The sequence below is a fragment of the Streptomyces albireticuli genome, from assembly GCF_021228125.1.
GTDB lineage: Bacteria > Actinomycetota > Actinomycetes > Streptomycetales > Streptomycetaceae > Streptomyces > Streptomyces albireticuli.
The window spans coordinates 15566-30533 of the sequence record NZ_JAJQQS010000002.1 but is presented as its reverse complement, the minus strand read 5'-3'; the positions used below and the strand labels follow the sequence as shown (position 1 = coordinate 30533).

Annotated in this window: 13 protein-coding genes and 1 tRNA gene; 4 read left to right on the top strand and 10 right to left on the bottom strand. The window is 72.6% G+C overall.

Features of this window, described 5'->3' with window-relative positions; all coding sequences use genetic code 11:
* Window positions 1-3 precede the first annotated feature (3 nt).
* On the top strand, window positions 4-987 hold the full coding sequence (locus tag LUZ64_RS00285; RefSeq protein ID WP_095581171.1) for a glycine betaine ABC transporter substrate-binding protein: 984 nt from the start codon (window positions 4-6) through the stop codon (window positions 985-987).
* A 153-nt stretch (window positions 988-1140) separates the two neighbouring features.
* Here the strand turns inward: LUZ64_RS00285 and LUZ64_RS00280 are convergent, their stop codons facing one another.
* Together LUZ64_RS00280 and LUZ64_RS00275 are read right to left on the bottom strand one after the other, a co-directional pair.
* Entirely contained in the window at window positions 1141-1962 is an 822-nt protein-coding gene (locus tag LUZ64_RS00280; protein ID WP_095578839.1) for a YlbL family protein, read from the bottom strand.
* Between the two features lie 318 nt (window positions 1963-2280).
* Window positions 2281-2922 carry an IclR family transcriptional regulator gene (locus LUZ64_RS00275; protein ID WP_095578840.1) on the bottom strand — a complete coding sequence of 214 codons (642 nt, stop codon included), beginning with the start codon at window positions 2920-2922 and terminating at the stop codon, window positions 2281-2283.
* Window positions 2923-3260: 338 nt separating this feature from the next.
* Here LUZ64_RS00275 and LUZ64_RS00270 point away from each other — a divergent pair, with 338 nt between their 5' ends.
* Window positions 3261-3833, top strand: a complete 573-nt coding sequence (locus tag LUZ64_RS00270) for a thioredoxin domain-containing protein (protein ID WP_143593013.1) — start codon at window positions 3261-3263, stop codon at window positions 3831-3833.
* 31 nt (window positions 3834-3864) lie between these two features.
* Here LUZ64_RS00270 and LUZ64_RS00265 read toward each other — a convergent pair whose 3' ends face one another.
* The 5 genes from LUZ64_RS00265 to LUZ64_RS00245 form a co-directional block, all read right to left on the bottom strand.
* Window positions 3865-5655: a DEAD/DEAH box helicase gene (locus LUZ64_RS00265; protein ID WP_095578842.1), complete on the bottom strand. Its 1791-nt coding sequence runs from the start codon at window positions 5653-5655 to the stop codon at window positions 3865-3867.
* Between the two features lie 140 nt (window positions 5656-5795).
* Window positions 5796-7229, bottom strand: a complete 1434-nt coding sequence (locus LUZ64_RS00260; RefSeq protein WP_232390306.1) for an MFS transporter — start codon at window positions 7227-7229, stop codon at window positions 5796-5798.
* A 278-nt stretch (window positions 7230-7507) separates the two neighbouring features.
* Window positions 7508-8566, bottom strand: a complete 1059-nt coding sequence (locus tag LUZ64_RS00255) for a YeiH family protein (RefSeq protein WP_372472017.1) — start codon at window positions 8564-8566, stop codon at window positions 7508-7510.
* Entirely contained in the window at window positions 8566-9120 is a 555-nt protein-coding gene (locus LUZ64_RS00250; protein WP_095582680.1) for a cysteine dioxygenase family protein, read from the bottom strand. Before LUZ64_RS00250 ends, LUZ64_RS00255 begins: the two co-directional genes overlap by 1 nt.
* A gap of 319 nt (window positions 9121-9439) precedes the next feature.
* Complete coding sequence (locus tag LUZ64_RS00245; protein ID WP_095582681.1) at window positions 9440-10345, bottom strand: LysR family transcriptional regulator; 906 nt, start codon at window positions 10343-10345, stop codon at window positions 9440-9442.
* A gap of 88 nt (window positions 10346-10433) precedes the next feature.
* Between LUZ64_RS00245 and LUZ64_RS00240 the strand changes: the two genes are divergently transcribed.
* Both LUZ64_RS00240 and LUZ64_RS00235 read left to right on the top strand, forming a co-directional pair.
* A complete protein-coding gene (locus LUZ64_RS00240) occupies window positions 10434-11357 on the top strand; it encodes an alpha/beta fold hydrolase (protein WP_095582682.1) in 924 nt (307 codons plus the stop codon).
* An 88-nt stretch (window positions 11358-11445) separates the two neighbouring features.
* Window positions 11446-11517 (top strand) — tRNA-Cys (locus tag LUZ64_RS00235).
* 33 nt (window positions 11518-11550) lie between these two features.
* Here the strand turns inward: LUZ64_RS00235 and LUZ64_RS00230 are convergent.
* The 3 genes from LUZ64_RS00230 to LUZ64_RS00220 all read right to left on the bottom strand — a co-directional run bounded on the left by LUZ64_RS00230 (window position 11551) and on the right by LUZ64_RS00220 (window position 14952).
* A complete protein-coding gene (locus LUZ64_RS00230; RefSeq protein WP_095582683.1) occupies window positions 11551-11982 on the bottom strand; it encodes a hypothetical protein in 432 nt (143 codons plus the stop codon).
* Between the two features lie 94 nt (window positions 11983-12076).
* A complete protein-coding gene (mycP, locus tag LUZ64_RS00225) occupies window positions 12077-13282 on the bottom strand; it encodes a type VII secretion-associated serine protease mycosin (protein ID WP_095582684.1) in 1206 nt (401 codons plus the stop codon).
* 11 nt (window positions 13283-13293) lie between these two features.
* Window positions 13294-14952, bottom strand: a complete 1659-nt coding sequence (locus tag LUZ64_RS00220) for a WXG100 family type VII secretion target (RefSeq protein ID WP_095582685.1) — start codon at window positions 14950-14952, stop codon at window positions 13294-13296.
* Between the last annotated feature and the right edge of the window lie 16 nt (window positions 14953-14968).

Sequence of the window (14968 nt, the reverse complement as noted above, 5' to 3'; positions counted from 1 at the left end):
GGGATGAGATGGCGCACGGCCGCGGCGGCGGCGTTCGCGGGCATGCTGCTCTCCCCGGTGGCGCTCGCCGGCTGCGGGCTGACCAGCGGCTCACCGATGGTCGACGACGTCCGGCCCGGCTCCGTCGGCCAGGGCCTGCCGCTCAAGGGCGCCGACCTGACCGTCACCTCCAAGAACTTCAGCGAGAACATCGTGCTGGGCCAGATCATGGGCCTGGCCTTCGAGGCCGCCGGCGCGAACGTCCTCGACCGGACCAACATCCAGGGCTCGATCGGCGCCCGCGAGGCGATCCGGTCCGGTGGCGCGGACGCCATGTACGAGTACACCGGCACCGCTTGGATCACCTATCTGGGTCACGACAAGCCGATCGCCGACCCCCAGGCGCAGTGGCGGGCCGTGGCCGAGGCGGACGTCCGCAACGGCATCGTCTGGCTGCCGCCCGCCACGCTCGACAACACGTACGCGCTGGCGCTGAACCGGGCCAACGAGAAGAAGTACGGCACGCGGACGCTCTCGGACGTCGCCCGGCTGTCCCGGACCGACCCCGGGGCGGTGTCGCTGTGCGTGGAGAGCGAGTTCGCGGCCCGCAACGACGGGCTGCCGGGCATGGCGAAGCGGTACGACATGCGCGTCCCGGCGTCGAGCGTGCAGAAGATGGACGGCGGGATCATCTACACCCAGGTCTCCGGGGGCTCCTCCTGCACCTTCGGCGAGGTCTTCACCACCGACGGCCGGATCAAGGCGATGAACCTGGTGGTGATGCGGGACGACAAGCACTTCTTCCCCAACTACAACGCCGCTCCCGAGATCAACGCCAAGGCGATGCGGAAGTACCCGTCGATCAAGGAGGTGCTGGACCCGATCACGGCGAAGCTGACCGACGACGTGGCGCGGGAGCTGAACGCGAAGGTGGATGTGGAGGGCGAGGACCCGCACGCGGTGGCGAAGGACTGGCTGGTGCGGGAGGGGTTCATCCGGGAGGGGTGAGGGCGGGGGGTGTGGGCGGGGGGCTTGCGTGTGCGGCGCGGGTGTCGGGGGCGGGGTCCGGGCGGCAAGGGTCCGGGCAGGATCTTTCCCCTGCCCGCCCCTTCCCGCGTCCGGGGCTCCGCCCCGGACCCCGGTCCTCCGAACGGGCCGGAGCTAGCAGGCCGGGACCTTGTCCTCCTGGCCCGACGCCAGGGCCCGCAGGGACGTCACCGCGTCGTCCAGCTTCTTCACGGGGACCAGGCGCAGCCCCTTCGGGAGGTTGGCCCGCGCGTCCGAGCACTCCGCCTTCGGCACGAGGAAGACGGTGGCGCCGTCGCGCCGGGCCGCCTGGGTCTTCAGCGGCACGCCGCCGACCGCGCCCACGGTGCCGTCCGGCGCGATCGTGCCCGTACCCGCGATCGTCCGGCCGCCGGTGAGGTCGCCGCCGCGGCCGTCGCCGTCGACCTTGTCGATGATCCCGAGGGTGAAGAGCAGGCCGGCGCTGGGTCCGCCGATGTCGGCGAGGCTGAGCCCGACCTTCACGTCCTTCGGGGACTTCCGCAGATAGCGCAGGGCGGCCTGGGAGGCGGCGTCCTGCGACTGCTTCATCTCGGCGGCGTTGTGCTCCGAGACCTCCTGGTCGGAGTCGCCGACGGGGTAGACGGAGTCGCGCGGCATCACGGCGCGGTCGCTGCGGAACCAGCCGCGCACGACGTCGGCCAGGCTGACGTCCACGTGCGGCCCGGTCGCCACGATCGTGGTCATGCGCAGCTCACCGCTGGTGGGGCGGGTGCCCGCGCCGTCGACGGTGATCACCGGCTTGCCCTTGTCCGCCCCCAGGACGTTCACGGTCGAGCCCGGCTGCGCGAGCGAGAACGGCAGGGGGACGAACGCGGCCACCGCGAACAGGGCGACGACGGGCGCGGCGCAGACCGCGAGGATCCGGGTACGCCCCGACGGGCGGGAGAACCGGGCGGTGGGAGTCTGAGCTGGCATGCAAGCGAATCTAGTTCACTCCCGCCCCTGCCGTGACAGGCAACCCTCGCGGTGCGGCCTCACCGGGCGGGTCGGGCCGGGGAGGCCGGCCGGGCGGGCCAGAGATCGGGCCGGCCGGGTCGGGCCGGCCGGACGGGCTCGGACGGGCCGGGCCAGGCCGCGTAGGCGGCCGGACGGCAGGCCGGCTCGGGCCGGGCCGGGAAGCCGGAGAGCCGGGCCGGGCCGGGCAGGACAGGCCAGGCAGGACAGGCCAGGCCTGGCAGGTCGCGAGCCCGGTGGGTCGGCCCGGGACGTGGGGAACCCCGGGCCGACCCGCGCTCACCGCAGCGCGTCGGCCACCTCCTTGGCCGCCTCCATCACCCGGGGGCCCACACGATCGGGGATCGAGTCGGAGAGCATGACGACGCCCACGCTGCCCTCGATGCCCAGGACGCCGAGCAGGGGCGCCGCCGCCCCACTGGCCCCGGCCTCCAGTTCGCCGTGGGTGAGGGCGTACCCGGGGTTGTCGGTCTCGCCCCGGCGGGCCGCGAGTATGGCCCGGCCGGCCGCCCCCCGGTCCAGCGGATGGCGGAACCCGGCCCGGTAGGCCACGTGGTAATCCGTCCACGTCGGTTCGACGACGGCCACCGCGAGCGCCTCGGTGCCGTCGACGAGCGTGAGGTGGGCGGTGGCCCCGATGTCCTCGGCCAGGGACCGCAGGGCGGGCAGGGCCGCCTCCCTGACCAGCGGGTGCACCTGGCGGCCGAGCCGCAGCACCCCCAGGCCGACCCTGGCCCGGCCGCCGATGTCACGGCGTACGAGCGCGTGCTGTTCCAGCGTGGCGAGCAGTCGATAGACCACCGTCCGGTTGACCCCGAGCTTGGTGGACAGCTCGGTGACGGTCAGCCCGTGATCGGTGTCGGCGAGCAGTTTGAGGACACGCAGTCCCCGGTCGAGCGTCTGTGAGGTCTCCGCGGTCACGGCGCCCCTCCTCCGATGAGTGGCGGCCCTTCGTCGCGGTGGGGTGCGCCGCCGGTCCCGTGCCGGCAGCGCGCGAGGAGAGGCCGCCGGCCGCTTTTCGCTTGGCACCGGCTGCGCTCCGCGGCGGCGCTGCCACGGGGCGTGTGCGTGACCGGCACCGTAGCGCCGCCGGTCCGCTCAGCGGAAGAGTCTGCCCGCGATCCGGGCGCCGCGTGGGATTTTGGCGATTATCGGGGGCGGGATTTCACTATGCGGACGGTTTGCGGGCCGGATCCGCTGAAACCACTGAGGCCGAAAATCACTGACGATCCGTCAAAGTCCGGCTTAAGGTGATCATCATGAAGACTTCCCGAATAGCCATGATCGTGGCCGCTGGTGTCCTTGTCCCCGCTGCCTTCCTCGCCTCCCCCGCGGCCGCCGACGAGCGGACGCCGACGACGGCCGCCGCCGAGCAGCAGCCCACGGCCGGCCGGGCCGTCATCAAGGTCGGATCCACCGGCCTCACCGTCAAGCCGGGGGGTACGGCCGACGTCGACGTGACGGTCGACAACTCCGCGAGCGACACGGACTTCGGAGTGGTCGGCCTGCCCACCAATATCTGGTTCGACGGAAAGCCGGGCCCGGAATGGAACGACGTGAAGGTGTCGTTCTGGAACGAGGAGGAGCACGCCTGGGTACCCACCTCGTGGGACCCCTCGAACAAGTTCGAGCTCCCGCGCCCCCGGCTGGACAAGCGCTCCACGGTCGGCTTCAAGCTCCGCTTCACCTTCGCGCCCGACGTGCAGCCGAGCCGGGGCGTCATCCAGTTCCTCGGGCTCTCCATGGACATGGAGAAGAACACCGCCACCGACCAGGCCACCTGGCCCACCGAGGTGAAGCTGCCCTTCACGGTCCTCCCCGCGGACCGCTAGCGCCGACCCGTGAACGGGCCGGCGCTGGGCGTCAGCGCATCCGCGTCGCCCACTCGCGCACCTTCTTGATGCGCTCGTTCAGCTGGCCCGCCGTCGCCTCCGCGCTCGGCGGGCCGCCGCACACGCGGCGCAGCTCGTTGTGGATCACGCCGTGCGGCTTGCCGCTCTGGTGGACGTAGGCGCCGACCAGGGTGTTCAGCTGCTTGCGCAGCTCCAGGAGCTCCTTGTGGGTGACCACCGGGCGCCGCTCGGCGGGAAGTTCGAGGAGGTCCGCCTCCGCGTCCGGCCGCTTGCGGCTGTGCGCGATCTGGCGGGCCTGCCGCTTCTGGAGCAGCATCTGCACCTGGTCCGGCTCCAGCAGCCCGGGGATGCCGAGGTAGTCCTGCTCCTCCTCGCTGCCCGCGTGCGCCTGCATGCCGAACTCGGCGTTGTTGTAGAGCACCCGGTCGAAGACCGCGTCGGACTCCAGCGCCTCGAAGGACAGCTGGTCGTCGGTGCCCGTTTCCTCGTCCTGCTGCCGCTCCGCCTCGGCGAGGAGCTTGTCCTCCTCCGCGTACGGGTCCTCCTCGCCGTCGCCCTTCTTCGGCTTGTCGAGGACGTGGTCGCGCTCGACCTCCATCTCATTGGCGAAGGTCAGCAGGTCGGGCACGGTCGGCAGGAAGACGGACGCCGTCTCGCCGCGCCGCCGGGAGCGCACGAAGCGGCCGACGGCCTGGGCGAAGAACAGCGGGGTGGAGATCGTCGTCGCGTAGACCCCGACGGCGAGGCGGGGCACGTCGACGCCCTCGGACACCATGCGGACGGCGACCATCCAGCGGGAGTCGGAGTGGGCGTAGTCGTCGATGCGCTGGGAGGCCCCGGAGTCGTCGGAGAGCACGACCGTCGCGCCCTCGCCGGTGATCTCCCGGATCAGCTTGGCGTAGGCGCGGGCGGACTCCTGGTCGGCGGCGATCACGAGCGCGCCGGCGTCCGGGATGGCCTTGCGGACCTCGGTCAGCCGGCGGTCGGCGGCGCGCAGGACGTTCGGCATCCAGTCGCCGCGCGGGTCCAGGGCGGTGCGCCAGGCCTGCGAGACGGCGTCCTTGGTCATCGGCTCGCCGAGGCGGGCCTCGATCTCGTCGCCGGCCTTGGTGCGCCAGCGCATGTTGCCGCTGTAGGAGAGGAATATGACCGGGCGGACGACACCGTCGGCGAGGGCGTTGCCGTAGCCGTACGTGTAGTCGGCGGCGGAGCGGCGGATGCCGTCGTTGCCCTCCTCGTACGTGACGAAGGGGATCGGGTTGGTGTCGGAGCGGAAGGGCGTGCCCGTCAGCGCGAGGCGCCGGGTCGCGGGCTCGAACGCCTCCATGCACGCCTCGCCCCACGACTTGGAGTCGCCGGCGTGGTGGATCTCGTCGAGGATGACGAGGGTCTTGCGCTGCTCGCAGCGGTTGCGGTGGAGCATCGGGCGGACGCCCACACCGGCGTAGGTCACGGCGACGCCGTGGTACTCGCGGCCGAGGGGGCCGGCGCTGTACTCGGGGTCGAGCTTGATCCCGACGCGGGCCGCGGCCTCCGCCCACTGCTTCTTCAGGTGCTCGGTGGGCGCGACCACGGTCACCTGCTGGACGACGTGGTGGTGCAGCAGCCAGGAGGCGAGGGTGAGGGCGAAGGTGGTCTTTCCGGCGCCAGGGGTCGCCACGGCGAGGAAGTCGCGCGGCTGCTCCTGGATGTACTTCCCCATCGCGCCCTCCTGCCAGGCGCGCAGCTTGTTGGCGGTACCCCAAGGGGCCCGGCCGGGGAAGGCGGGCGAGAGATGGTGGCTCGTGGTGGTGGTAGTCACGGTCTCCGTCGGCTGGTTCGGCGATCGGCAACCGCGCAAGCCTACCTGCGGTCGGATCGGCTCCCCGGGCTTACGCCCCGGGGACACCCGGGGGTGGGACCGAGGTCACACACCCCCGGGCGGCCGGCCGGGCGGGCCGGTCAGGCGTCACGCGGTGTGAGCCTCGTGGCGACGTACGCGCCCACCAGCGCGAACGCCGCCGCGAGGGCGAAGACCGCGACGAAGGCGGCCGGCGGGGCGGCCGCGCCGTGCTCCCCGGCGGTCGCCGAGCCGCCGCCGAAGGAGGCGAAGAGCACACCGGCGAGGCCGACGAGGGTGATGCTGCCGAGCGCGTCGGAGACCTGGAGGGAGGCCGAGTTCGCGCCCTCCTCGCCGGGCTTGGAGAGCCTGAGCAGCAGCACCGAGCCGCTGGAGATCGTCAGGCCCATGCCGTAGCCGCCGACCACCCAGGCCAGGGCGGCCGTCCACACCGGGACCCCGTCGGCCAGGACCGTCGCCATCAGGGCGATGGCCAGCGCCATCAGCCCCATGCCGAGGCTCATCAGCCGCTCGCGGTACGGCTCGGCGCGGGTGCGGCTCTGGGTGTACGAGCCGAGGGCCCAGGTCAGGCCGCCGCCGGTGAGGGAGAGCCCGGCCAGCGTGGCGGAGAGGCCGCGCTCGGTGACGAGCATCAGCGGGACGAAGCTCTCGGCGGCCAGGAAGGAGCCCTGGGCGAGACCGCGCAGCAGGACGACGGCGGGCAGGCCGCGGCCCGCGAGGAAGGTGCCGCGGGGCAGCAGCAGCCGGACGCAGGGGACGAGGAGGGCGAGTCCGGCGGCCGCGGGCAGCAGCGAGACGGGGCCGATGTCCTGCCCCGCGTACTGGAGCAGCCCCGCGCCCGCCGCGACGGCGAGGGCCAGCAGGATGCGGCGGCCGTCCATGGTCCCGGGGCGCTCGGCCGGCGGGAGGGCGCGCAGCGCGGGCAGCATCACCACGAGCGGCAGCAGGATCAGCACGGGGATGGCCAGGAAGACCCACCGCCAGCCGAGCTGCTCGGTGACGGTGCCGGCCACCAGCGGGCCGACGATCACGGGGACCACCCAGGCCGCCGAGAAGGAGGCCATCACCGCCGGGCGCAGATGTTCGGGGTAGGCCCGGCCCACGACGACGTAGAGCGCGACGATGACCAGTCCGCTGCCGATGCCCTGGACGCCGCGCGCGGCCACGAACATCCACATCTGCTGGGCGGAGCCCGCCAGGACCAGGCCGGTGCCGAAGGCGGCGATGCCGGTGAAGAGGGGGGCGAGCGGCCCGGCCCGGTCGCACCACTCGCCGGAGAACGCCATGGTGAACAGGCTGGCCGTGAAGAAGGCCGAGAACGAGAAGGCGTACAGCTCGATCCCGTCGAGCGCGCGGGCCGCCACCGGCATCGCCGTGTTGACCGCGCTGGCCTCGAAGGCGATGAGGGAGACGACGGAGATGATGCCGAGGGTGAGGGCGCGGTAGCGGCGGCCTAGGACGCCGTCGCCGGGGGCGGGGACGGGGGCAGGGGCGGGAGTGGGTATGGCGAGGTCGTCGGCGTCGGGAGCGGTCATGGGTGTCAGGGTAGGGAGGGAGGGGGGTGCGTGGCGCCTGTCGAACGACCGGAATCTCATCATCCATGAGCCCTAGGCCGACGGGCTGAAATCAGCCCGTCCGGCGTTTGAGGACACCGCGCGTCAGCGCGGAAAAGGGGGTCCGGGGGGCCTGCCCCCGGTTCGGGAAGGGGCGGGGCTGGGGAACACGCCGCCCGCAGGGCACGCGTACGCCCCGCATCACGTCACGCATCACGTCACGCATCACGTCGCGTCACGCGGCGTCACACCACGTCACATCACGTCGTCAGCAACACCCCGCCGTACGACGCCCCCGCGATCACCACCCACGAGCACAGCCCCAGCGCCGCCACCCGCCCACCCGTCCGCGCCAGCGACGGCAGGTGGACGGCGCTGCCCAGGCCGAAGAGGGCCGCGGCCAGCAGCAGTTCCTGTGCGTGCCCGGCGAGGTCGAGCGCGGCGCCCGGCAGCCACCCCGTGGTGCGGACGACGACCATGGCGAGGAAGCCGAGGACGAAGAGCGGGACGAGCGGAGGCCGCTTGCCGGACGCCTTCACCGGCCCCTTCCCGCGGTTGCGCACCGAGACGGCGACGGCCGCGACGAGCGGGGCGAGCAGGGCCACGCGCATCAGCTTGACCAGTACGGCGTCGGTGAGCGCGGCCGGCCCGGCGGTCTGCGCGGTGGCCACGACCTGGCCGACGTCGTGGACGCCCGCGCCGACCCAGCGGCCGAACTGGGCATCGTCGAGGCCGAGGGGGTGGTGCAGCAGCGGCAGGACGGCGATGGCGAGGGTGCCGCAGAGCGTCACCAGCGCCACGGACGTGGCCACGTCCTCCTCGTCGCTGCCCGACACCTCGCTGACCGCGCCGATCGCGGAGGCGCCGCAGATGGAGTAGCCGGTGGCGATCAGCAGCGGCTGGTCACCGCGCAGACCGAGCCGGCGCCCGAGCCACAGTGTTCCCCAGAAGGTGGCCGCGACCACGGCGACCACCATGGCGGCGGTGGCCCAGCCGAGGCCGAGCACGTCGTCGAGACCGAGCTTGAGGCCGAGCAGGACGACGCCGATCCGCATGAGCCGTTTGCCGGCCAGGGTCAGGCCGGGCCGGGCCGCCCCGCGCACCGCGGCCCGTACGCCGGGCAGGTGGGCGGAGGCGATGCCGAGCACGACGGCGGCGGTGAGCATCGGCACGGCCGGTACGAGCCGGTGGACGGCCCAGGCGACGGCGACGCCGCCGGCGGCCATGGCGAGCCCGGGGAGCTTGCCGGGGCCGGGGCGGCGCCCGGCGGCGGGGGCGTCCTGGCGGGGGGTGCCGGTCCGCGGGGTGAGGAGGGCCATCAGAGTTCGTCGGCCGGGAGGTCGTAGACGCGGCGGACGCTGGAGCCGAGGCGGGCGATGTCGGCGCCGTAGATGTGGAGGGAGACGGCGGTGGTGGAACAGGCGTTGCGCACACGGTGGATGTCGCCGGGGGGCGCGAAGCCGCAGACGTCGCCCTGGTGGTTGACGACGTCCTCGGTGGCGACGAGGCGGGCGGTCGTGCCGTCGGGGACGAGCCGGTAGCGGCGCTCGCTCTCGGTGCCCTGGTGGACTCCCGTGACGCACCAGGAGACATGGTCGTGGATGCTGGTCTGCTGGCCGGGCATCCAGACGAGGGCGACGACGGAGAAGCTGCCGTCGGACTCGGCGTGCAGGATGTGCTGCCGGTAGCGGTCGGGGTCGCCTTCGGTCTGTTCCGGGGTGAGGAGATCAGCGGCGCCGAGGTGCGCGGCGAGCCGCTCGCCGACGAGGTATGCCGTCGTGTCGGGCGGCAGGCCGCGGCCTACGGCCTCGCGCACGTCGTCGACGAGCTGGCCGAGGCGCGCGGTCGTGGGGGCTGCGGTGGGAGTGGTCATACGAGCAGCGTCGATGTGGCCGGATCCATCAGTCCAACGACAGTTTGTTGGCGGGATGCCAACGCCGGCTTATGGGTGGGTGCTCGGGGGAGCGCTGTCGGGGGTGCGGTGTGAGGCCGTCCGGGGTGCGAGCCCACACCGCCGGGGGTACGAGTCCCGCCGTCCGGGGTGCGGCGCCGTGCCCTCCGGGGCGGGGGTCCGGGGCCGTATATTTACGGGCCCGGAACCCCGAACCGCGCCGGAACCCCCTCCTCGGGCCCGCAAATACACGTAAGCGCCCCGGACCCCCGCCCCTGCGGTCCCGTCGCCTCCCGTCCGTTCAGCAGCCCACCCGCCGCGCGGCGACGGCGCGCAGCTCGTCGAGGACGAGGGCCGTGGCGGGCACGCGGAGGTGCTCACGCAGGACGTACGCGGAGACCTGCCGGCGGATGGCGGGGTCCAGCGCCCGGCCGGTGATCTTCTCGTGGCGGAGGAAGGACAGCACGAGCCCCGGCATCATCGCGACGCCCAGCCCCTCGGCGACGAGGGACTGTACGACGAGGTTGTCGTCCGTGGTGAAGGCGATGTCGGGCGCGAAGCCCAGCTCGGCGCACTCGTGCAGGAAGTTGGTGCGGCAGCGCAGACAGCCCGCGATCCAGCGCTCCTCGGTGAGGTCGGCCAGCTGGACGGCGCGGCGGCGGGCGAGGGGGTGCCCGGTGGGCATCAGGATGGTGAGCTGATCCTCCATCAGCCTGGTCTCGACGACCTCGTCCGGGACCTGTTCGCGCAGGCCGGGGTAGGTGAAGGCGAGGGTGATGTCGCATTCGCCGCGCACCAGGCGGTGTATGGAGTCCGGGGGCTCGCCCTCCAGCAGTTCGACCCGTACGCCCGGGTGGGCGGCGGCGAGGCCCGCCAGGGCCTCCGGTATCAGGGTGGCGCTCGCGCTCGGGAAGGCGCAGACGCGGACCCGGCCGGAGCGGAGCCTGGTCAGGGAGCTCATCTGCTGCTGGGCGGTGGTGAGACTGTCCAGGATCGTCTCCGCGTGCCGGGCGAGCGCCTCACCGGCCTCGGTGAGCCGCATCCGGCGGCCGACGCGGATGAAGAGCGGGGTGCCCACGGAGCGTTCGAGGGCCTTCATCTGCTGGGTGATCGCGGGTTGTGTGTACCCGAGGGCGCGGGCGGCGGCCGAGTACGAGCCGGCCGTGACCACCGCGTGGAACGTCTTGATGTGCCGCGAGTCGAACACGCCGGAATCATAAGCGGAATTTGGGATAGGAGGGGAGAGGGCGGGGGGTCGCTTCTGGATCAATGGATTTCTGGGGCAGGGTGGACATATGCCGCATAATTTGACTGATCGCCCACCGCGTGACCCCGCGTACTACACCTCGTACGACGGGACGGAGCTCGCCTACCGGGAGTCGGGGCCGCCGGACGCACCGCCTCTGATCTGCCTGGCCGGCGGGCCGGGCCGGGACGCCGCGTACCTCAGCGACCTCGGCGGCCTGGACGCGCGCTACCGCCTGGTGGTCCCGGACAGCCGCGGCACGGGCGCCTCCCCACCGGCCCCGGACCCGGCCGGCTACGCCTTCCCCGCCCTCGCCGAGGACCTGGAGGCACTCCGCCGCCACCTGGGCCTGGAGCGCTTCGCCCTCCTCGCGCACGACGCGGCGTGCGCCACGGCTCAGGCGTACGCGGCGGCGCACGGCGATCACCTGTCCCACCTGGTGCTGGTGACCCCCGGCTCCCGCCTCCAGGGCGAACTCCCCACGGACGCCGAGGAGATCTTCGAGTCCCGGGCGACGGAGGACTGGTGGGTGGACGCGTACGTCGCCGTCCACACCCTGCCCACGACCACGGACCTCACGGAGGTACGCGCCCTCCTGGCCCGCGCGGCCCCCATGGCCTACGGCCGCTGGGACGCCCCCCAACGGGCCCACGCGGCCACCGAACCCGACCAGCTAGGCCCGGTCCCCCGCGCCGGCTTCTGGCAGGGCGTCGACGAACCGTCCCGGCTCGCCCTCCTCGACCGCCTGCGCCACGTCGAGTGCCCGGCCCTCGTCGTCACGGGCGACCGCGACGCCCTCTCCGGCATGCGCGCGGGCGAACTCGTCGCGGCCTCACTGCCGAACGCCGTCCTCAGGCCGCTGCACGAGGTCGGGCACTACCCCTGGGTGGACGAACCGGAGCTGTTCCGGCCGCTGGTGGAGGAGTTCCTGAGCGGGCGAACACCCTCGACGCCCTCAAGTGGCGGGGCGTGAACGCGGCATGTCGGTCGTATGGCGGCCGTGCGGGACCCGTTGAACGCCCTCGGGAGGGGCCCTACTGTCGGTGGGGAAGGCACGACATGGCCGTGTGCCCGAGTGGTTGAGGGACTCGCCTGCAAAGCGAGTTACGCCGGTTCGATTCCGGTCACGGCCTCTGAGTACGCACCGACCCAGGCGGTCGCCATCCCTATCCCGGATAGCAGAGACCGTCGATCGGGCAGAACATCGCCCAGGTGAAGTTGTAACCGTCACGTATGGTCACGGGGTTCGGAATCGGGTCGAAGTTGACGTAGGACCCGGGGTCGGCCGTGGCGGTGAAGGTGACCACCGTTCCGACCTCGAAGCTCGCGGTGCAGGTGCCCTCAGGGTTCCACGGCGGGTCTTCGGACCCGTACGGGTCCCACGCCGTCGTGTGGCAGTTGATCCCGGCGGGCTGACTGGTGACGGTTCCACCGCCCCAGCCGTCGCTGATCCAGGCGGACAGCTCGGCGGTGACCCGGGCCTGGGGCTGGGACTGCGTCTGGGCCTGGACCGGGGCGACGGAAGCGATCGCGGCGGCCGTGGCGAGTGCGGTGACGATCCCCGTCGCGCGCCAGGCGCGGTTTCTGTTCTTCCTCATGGGAAGCTCCTCGGATCGAACCATTTTCGACCCCTGTCACCAGCCTATTCACCCCTTGGGGGATCTGCGACGGGAACGGGCCCCGGACCGTTCCTCAGGACCCGCCCGCCGCTTTGCGCCGCCGGGCGAGGACGATCGGAACGGTGACGGCCGCCGCGATGACGAGGGCGGCTCCGGCGCCTATGGCGATCCAGGAGGCGGGGGTGCCGTCGTCACTTTCGGCGGCGGCTTCGGGCTGCTTGTCCTTCGGAAGACCGTCGGCTTTGGTCTTGGAGTCCTCCGGCTTCGAAGGAGTGGAAGCGTCCGGGCCCGGCAGGGGGTTCACATCGGCAGGGCCGGGGTCACCCGGGTCCTTGAGGGCGATGCGAGGCCGGACGGCGCCGTAGCCGACGTAGTCGTCGCGCTTGGCACTGGTGGTGGTGCCGCCGGCGGTGTTGACGAGGACACGGGTGACCTGGTTCGCGGTCCAGGTGGGATGGACGGACCAGATGAGAGCGGCGGACGCGGAGGCGAGGGCGGCCGCGTCACTGGTTCCGTTGGTGCGGCAGACACCGGTGCGGCCGGCGCAGGCGCCGATGATCTCCACGCCCGGAGCAGCCAGATCGACCTGGGAGCCGCGCTGCGACCACGTCGCGGAATTGCCCTCCTGATCGAACGCCGCCACACCGATGACGCCGGGATAGGCGGCCGGGTAGCCCACCACATTGCTCTTGTCGCCCGTGTTGCCGACCGAGGCGAAGATCAGCTTCCCCTTGCTCAGGGCATAGGAGATGGCTTCCTCCTCCAATGTGCTCCGGCCTGGACTTCCCCGCGAGATGTTGATGATCCTGGCGTCCGACTCCGCCGCATACCGAATGGCATCGGCCGACGACTTGGAGTCCGCCTCGAAGTCCTTGCCCCCCACCCGGAGCGGGAGGATCTTCACCCCAGGGGCGAGGCCATAGGCCCCTGTGTCACCGCCCCTCTTTCCCGTTCCCGCGATCAAAGCGGAAACACCGGTGCCATGGCCTCGGGAATCGGTGTGCGCGTCGCCCGGCTCACCCGAGAAGTTCTTCCCTTCGAGCACCTGCCCCCGCAGATCGGGCAGGCTCGCGTCCACGCCGGAGTCGATGACCGCCACCGTGACTCCGGCGCCTGTGCTCGTCTCCCACATCTCTTCCGCGTGCATGACGTCCAGATGCCATTGGCGGGAGCGGATGGTGTCGGCGTGCGCGGGCGTGGCCGAGGCAACGACCAGCGAGGCGAGAACGGCGGCGGCCGTTCCCGCCCATGTCCCGCGTACGGCACGAGCACTGCGCATGTGGATGTCCTCTACTCGATGACCGGGGGCACGACGGGCTTGCTCTGTGCCCAGGTCTCCTCGTCCTCGACCAGGTAGTCGGGCCGTCGGCCACCGCCGCCCCGCCGCTCCGGCGTGGCGCCGCCAAGGCCCGCGCCGGGCATCATGCCGGCGGGCATGCCGTTCCTGGCCGTCGTGGTGCCGGTGCCCTCGCCCGGACCACGGACCAGGCCCGTGCCGCCCGGGGTGAAGGGGGTGCCCCCACCACCGGGGCGCTGCCCCGGCCGTCCTCCGACGATCCCGCCGGGGTCGGTGGCCATGTGGCGCCCCGCGCCGGTACCCGGACGGCTCGCCGGAGGGCCGGACACACCGGGGAAGCCCCCGCCCGCGCCGACGGGTCCGCTCATGGGCGGCCGGGTCTGCCCCTGCCGCTGCGTCGGCTCCGCGCCGAAGACGTTGCTCCGGCCGGGGTTCTGCGTGGGCCCGGACGTACCGCCGCGCGGCGCGGGCTGCCCGCCGATGATCCCGTCGTGAGGCGGGTTCGGCAGCCTGCCGCCCGGCCGAGGCGTAGGGCCGGGTGCGGGCTGGGGCAGACGGGTGTCCGGGCGCGGCACGGGGCCCGGCCCCGGCAGGCCCGGGCCAGGGGTTCTCGGCGCCGGTCGCCGCCCCTGGTCGGGGAGCCGGCCGTCCGGTCGCGGGCCCGGTCCGGGACGGCGGTCGGGACCCGGCCAGTTCGGCACGGGCGGAAGCGGCCCGGGAATGTGCGGCCTGCCGGTGTCCGGCGGGGTGACCGGGGGCCTGTCCGGCAGGGGGACCCGCGTCCGGGGAGTTGTGTCGACGCCACCGGAGAGGTCCAGGTCCGGACGGCTGCGCGGACGTTCGTCGTATCCGGGCGAACCCGGAAGCCCGGGGCCACCGCCGGCCGATCCTCCGGGGCCGTAGCCCGAAGGGCCCGCCCCCGAGGGGCCGCCGCCCGAATACCCCCCACCGCCACCGCCCGGCAGATCGACGTCCTCCGAGTCGTACTGGTCCCGCCGGGACGGCATCACCGCGTCCGGCATGGGCGGGAAGTTCGGCCTCTTCACCATCATGATCTGCGTACCCGTGTGCTGGTACGACTCCGCCAACGCCTTCATCCGGCCGGCGGCGTCGTGATGGGCCTCGCTCAACCGCTTCTGCGCGTCATAGGCGGCCTTCTGGTCCGGGCCACCCAGCTTGAGCCCCTTGTCCACGAGGTTGATCAGAGGGTTGGGCACCCCGCCGAAGACATAGGGGTGCGCCTTGACCCAGGAATCGACAAGAGCCTTGTCGGCCGCCGAGTACTTCGGCATCTTCGTCGCCTTGAGCAGATCAGCAGCCGCGTGCGTCATCCACGTACCGGCTGTCTCGGCGTATTCGCCGAGTCGCCCCGCCTCATTGCTCATGGAGACGCCCCACTTACGGAAGGCATCGCCGGCGGGGCCGGCCCAGACGACGCCGTCCACGTGCTCCTTGAGGTCGTCGCCGAGGTCTTTGATGGCCTTGCTCGCGCTCCCCAGCCTCTTGGCGATCTCTTCGACCCGCTTGCAGTCGGCATGCTCCACCATCGCCTGGAGCTTCTCGTGCGGGATGGTGAAGAAGTCCTGCTCGGTGTACGCCTGCGCGTGACGAGGGTCTTTGGCACTCTTCGGGGCCGGTGCGCGGTCTGCCATGGTGCGTCCTTTCCTC

Bases quoted from the DNA above. Each gene is read 5' to 3' on its own strand.
- mycP (WP_095582684.1), bottom strand. From the start codon at position 13,282: ATGCGCAGTGCTCGTGCCGTACGCGGGACATGGGCGGGAACGGCCGCC.
- LUZ64_RS00230 (WP_095582683.1), bottom strand. From the start codon at position 11,982: ATGAGGAAGAACAGAAACCGCGCCTGGCGCGCGACGGGGATCGTCACC.
- LUZ64_RS00255 (WP_372472017.1), bottom strand. From the start codon at position 8,566: ATGGCCCTCCTCACCCCGCGGACCGGCACCCCCCGCCAGGACGCCCCC.
- LUZ64_RS00270 (WP_143593013.1), top strand. From the start codon at position 3,261: ATGAAGACTTCCCGAATAGCCATGATCGTGGCCGCTGGTGTCCTTGTC.
- LUZ64_RS00220 (WP_095582685.1), bottom strand. From the start codon at position 14,952: ATGGCAGACCGCGCACCGGCCCCGAAGAGTGCCAAAGACCCTCGTCAC.
- LUZ64_RS00280 (WP_095578839.1), bottom strand. From the start codon at position 1,962: ATGCCAGCTCAGACTCCCACCGCCCGGTTCTCCCGCCCGTCGGGGCGT.
- LUZ64_RS00285 (WP_095581171.1), top strand. From the start codon at position 4: ATGAGATGGCGCACGGCCGCGGCGGCGGCGTTCGCGGGCATGCTGCTC.
- LUZ64_RS00260 (WP_232390306.1), bottom strand. From the start codon at position 7,229: ATGACCGCTCCCGACGCCGACGACCTCGCCATACCCACTCCCGCCCCT.
- LUZ64_RS00240 (WP_095582682.1), top strand. From the start codon at position 10,434: ATGCCGCATAATTTGACTGATCGCCCACCGCGTGACCCCGCGTACTAC.
- LUZ64_RS00250 (WP_095582680.1), bottom strand. From the start codon at position 9,120: ATGACCACTCCCACCGCAGCCCCCACGACCGCGCGCCTCGGCCAGCTC.